The sequence below is a fragment of the Bacillus mobilis genome (assembly GCF_001884045.1).
Lineage (GTDB): Bacteria > Bacillota > Bacilli > Bacillales > Bacillaceae_G > Bacillus_A > Bacillus_A mobilis.
The window spans coordinates 1-4,400 of the sequence record NZ_MACF01000010.1 but is presented as its reverse complement, the minus strand read 5'-3'; the positions used below and the strand labels follow the sequence as shown (position 1 = coordinate 4,400).

Below are 4,400 nucleotides of genomic sequence, written 5' to 3'. Positions count from 1 at the left end.
AGCTTTAAAAATACGGTAGAAAACGGAAAACTAGCAGAGGTGAAAATAGAAGATACTTTACCAGAAGGCTTAGAGTATGTAGAAAACAGTGTGAAAGCAGAAGGATCTAAGCCAGACCCAGTAGAGTTGAAAGTGGAAAACGGTAAGGTACTGGCGAAGTATTTAGAGATTACGGATACAGAAGAAAGAAGTATCACTTTTAAAGTGAAAGTAAAAGAAGAAGTAAAAATCGGCGGAAAAATCGTCAATAAAGCAATTATTGATGATACAAAAAACAAACCAGAAACACCAAAAGCAGAAATTACTCCGCAGCATAAAGATGGAAAAGTTGAAGCGAAAAAAGTAGTAAATAACCCATCACCGAAGTTAGGAGAAGAAGTAGAATACCGAATTAGCTTTAAAAACACGGTAGAAAACGGAAAACTAACAGAGGTAAAAATAGAAGATACTTTACCGAAGGGCTTAGAGTATGTGAAAGAAAGTGTGAAAGCAGAAGGATCTAAGCCAGAGCCGGTAGAACTGCAAGTGAAAGATGGCAAAGTAATTGCCAAATATCCAGAGATTACGGATACAGAAGAAAGAAGTATCGTCTTTAAAGCAAAAGTAAAAGAAGACTTCAAAGTTGGTGAAGGTATTGTCAATAAAGTAGTTGTTGATGATACGAAAGATCCAACGACTTCAGAAGTAACAATCACTCCAGAATATAAAGACGGTAAGCTGAAAGCAGAGAAGGTTGTAAACAATAAGAAGCCGAAGCTAGGAGAAGAAGTACAATACCGAATTAGTTTTAAAAACACGGTAGAAAACGGGAAGCTAGCCGAGGTTAAAGTAGAAGATGAAATACCAGCTGGATTAGAGTATGTGGAGAACAGTGTGAAGGCAGAAGGTTCTAAACCAAGTCCAGTAGAACTGAAAGTGGAAAACGGAAAGGTAATGGCAAAGTATCCAGCAATTATGGATACGAAAGAAAGAAGCATTTTCTTTAAAGTGAAGGTAAAAGAAGAGGCAGAAATAGGTAAGGAAATTGTCAATAAGGCAATTGTAGTAGATACAACACATGAGCCAGAAAAGCCTCATGTGGCAATTATCCCACAATATAAAGACGGCAAGATTGCTGCTCAGAAAGTGGCGAATAATCATAAACCAAAACTAGGAGAAGAAGTAGAATACCGAATTAGTTTTAAAAACACGGTAGAAAACGGAAAACTAGCAGAGGTAAATATAAAGGATACATTACCAACTGGTTTAGAGTATGTAGAAGGCAGCATCAAGGCAGAAGGTTCTAAACCGGAACCAGTAGAGCTACAGGTGAAAAATAATAAGGTAATGGCAAAATATCCAGCAATTACAGATACAGAGGAAAGAAGCATTGTCTTTAACGCGAAGGTAAAAGAAAGCGTAAAAGTGGGAGAAGAAATCGTAAATGAAGCGATTGTGGATGATACAAAAAATCTGCCAGAAGAGCCTTACGTACCGATTACCCCGCAATATAAAGATGGAAAAATTGAGGCGAGAAAAGAAGTAAGTAATCACGAACCGAAGCTAGGCGAGGAAATCGAATATCGAATTATTTTTAATAATACGGTGAAGGATGGAAAGCTAGCAGAAGTGAAGATAGAGGATGAAATTCCAGCTGGATTAGAGTTTGTGCAAGGAAGTGAAAAGGCTGAAGGGGAAGAGCCAACACCAGTGGAGTTGAAAGTAGAAAATGGCAAGGTAACGGCAAAGTATTCAGAGATTATGGATATGAAAGAAAGAAGTATTGTCTTTAAGGTGAAGGTGAAAGATTCAGCTGCAATAGGAAAGGGTATTACAAATAAAGCGATTATTCATGTGGATGATCCGAACCATCCTATAACTGAACCGACAGCTAAAATTACACCGCAATATAAAGACGGTAAAATTAAAGCTGATAAAAAAGTAAGTAAAAAAGATCCAAAGCTAGGGGAAGAGATCGAATACCGCATTTCATTTAGTAATACGGTGAAAGATGGAAAGCTAGCAGAGGTGAAGATAGAAGATGAAATTCCGTCTGGTTTAGAATTTGTGAAGGATAGTCTAAAAGCAGAAGGTGATAAGCCGGCGCCAGTAGAGTTGAAAGAAGAGGCGGGCAAAATTATCGCAAAGTATGAAAATATCACTGACATGAAAGAAAGAAACATTATCTTTAAAGTGAAAGTGAAAGATGATGTGGAAGTGGACAAAGCAATTGTAAATAAAGCGATTGTGGATGATTCGAAAAATCCAGTAGAGCAACCAGAAGTAGATATTACCCCGCAGTATAAAGACGGTAAAGTGAAAGCTGATAAAAAAGTAAGCAAAAAAGATCCAAAGTTAGGAGAAGAAGTGGAGTACCGAATTGGTTTTAAAAATACGGTAGAAAATGGAAAACTAGCAGAGGTGAAAATTGAGGATCAATTACCAACTGGTTTAGAGTATGTGAAGGATAGTTTAAAAGCAGAAGGTAATGAACCGAGTCCAGTAGATTTAAAAGAAGAAGCTGGAAAAATTACAGCGAAGTATGAAAACATTACTGATACAGCGGAGCGTAGTATTAGCTTTAAGGTGAAAGTAACGGAAGCAGCAAAAGTCGGTAAGACAATCGTGAATAAGGCAATTGTGGATGATCATAATCCAAAGAATCCACCGCAAAAACCAGAAGCGATTATTACACCGGAGTATAAAGATGGAAAACTAAAAGCTGAGAAAACAGTAAATAACGAAGCTCCGAAATTAGGAGAAGAAGTAGAGTATCGAATTACATTCCGTAACGTAGTTGAGCATGGAAAAGTAGCAAAGGTGAAGATTAAGGATGAATTACCAAATGGCTTAGAGTTTGTAGAAGGTAGTGAAAGAGCTGAGGGAGAGAATCCGAAACCATTGCATGTGAAAGTGAAAAACGGAATCGTTCTTGCAGAGTATCCAGAAATTACGGATACGAAAGAAAGAAGCATTGTCTTTAAGGTGAAGGTGAAAGAAAAAGCTAAAGTAGGCGACGAAATTGTGAATAAAGCGGTTGTGGAAGATACAATAAACCCACCAGAGCAACCGAATATCGCTATTCAGCCTCAATATAAAGATGGTGCATTACAAGCAGAAAAAACAGTAAGCAATTATGAACCGAAGTTAGGAGAAGAAATCGAATACCGAATTAGCTTTGAAAATACGGTAGAGAACGGAAAACTAACAGAGGTAAAGGTAGAAGATGAAATTCCAGCCGGTTTAGAATATGTACAAGATAGTATAAAGTCTGATGGACCGGAACCAAATCCAGTAGAACTTCATGTTGAACATGGAAAAGTAACAGCAAAGTATCCGGAAATTACAGATACGAAAAAAAGAAGCATCATCTTTAAAGTGCGAGTACAAGAAACGGTACAAGTCGGAAAAGAGATTGTAAACAAGGCGATTGTGGATGATAATAATCCGACGACTCCACCAGTTGAGTCACTTATACCAATTACGCCGCAATATAAAGATGGAAAACTAGAGGCAAGGAAAGAAGTAAGTAATCATGAACCGAAGCTAGGAGAAGAAATCGAATATCGAATTACTTTTAACGGCACAGTAGATGGCGGTAAGTTAGTTGATGTGAAAATTGAAGATGAAATCCCAGCCGGTTTAGAATATGTGCAAGATAGTTTGAAGGTTGTAGGTGACAAGCCTGCACCAACAGAGTTTACAGTAGAGAGTGGAAAAGTAATAGTAAAGTATCCAGACATTATGGATACGAAAGAAAGAAGTATCATCTTTAAAGTGAAGGTAAAAGAAACAGTAAAAGTTGGAGAGGAAATAACAAATAAAGCGACTATTCATGTGGAAGATCCGAACCATCCAGTTATAGAACCGACAGCGACAATAAAGCCAGAATATAAAGATGGTAAGTTAAAAGCAATGAAGACAGTAAGTAATCATGAACCGAAGTTAGGGGACGAAATCGAGTACCGAATTAGTTTTGAAAATACGGTAGAAAACGGAAAATTAGCCGTGGTAAAGGTAGAAGATGAAATTCCAACCGGTTTAGAATATGTGCAAGATAGTCTTAGATTTGAAGGTGCTGAGCCAAATCCAGTAGAGTTGAAAATGGAATTTGGAAAAGTAACTGCTACGTATTTAGACATTATGGATAGAAAAGATCGTAGTATTATTTTTAAAGCGAAGGTAAGAGAAACGGTTAAAATCGGTGAGGAAATTGTGAATAAGGCGATTGTGGAAGATACAACAAACAAACCGCTTGAACCGACAGTTTCCATTAAGCCGAAGAAACCAGAAGTGAAGCCGGAAGATCCGAAAGAACCAGAGGTGAAACCGGAAGATCCGAAAGAACCAGAGGTGAAACCGGAAGATCCGAAAGAACCAGAAGTGAAACCGGAAGATCCGAAAGAGCCAGAAGTGAAACC

At 37.8% G+C, this 4,400-nt stretch carries 1 protein-coding gene; it reads left to right on the top strand.

Going from position 1 to position 4,400, the window contains the following annotated elements:
- Nucleotides 1–4,400, top strand: a 4,400-nt coding sequence (locus tag BAQ44_RS00430; protein WP_116758343.1) for an isopeptide-forming domain-containing fimbrial protein, incomplete at both ends; no start/stop codon positions are given.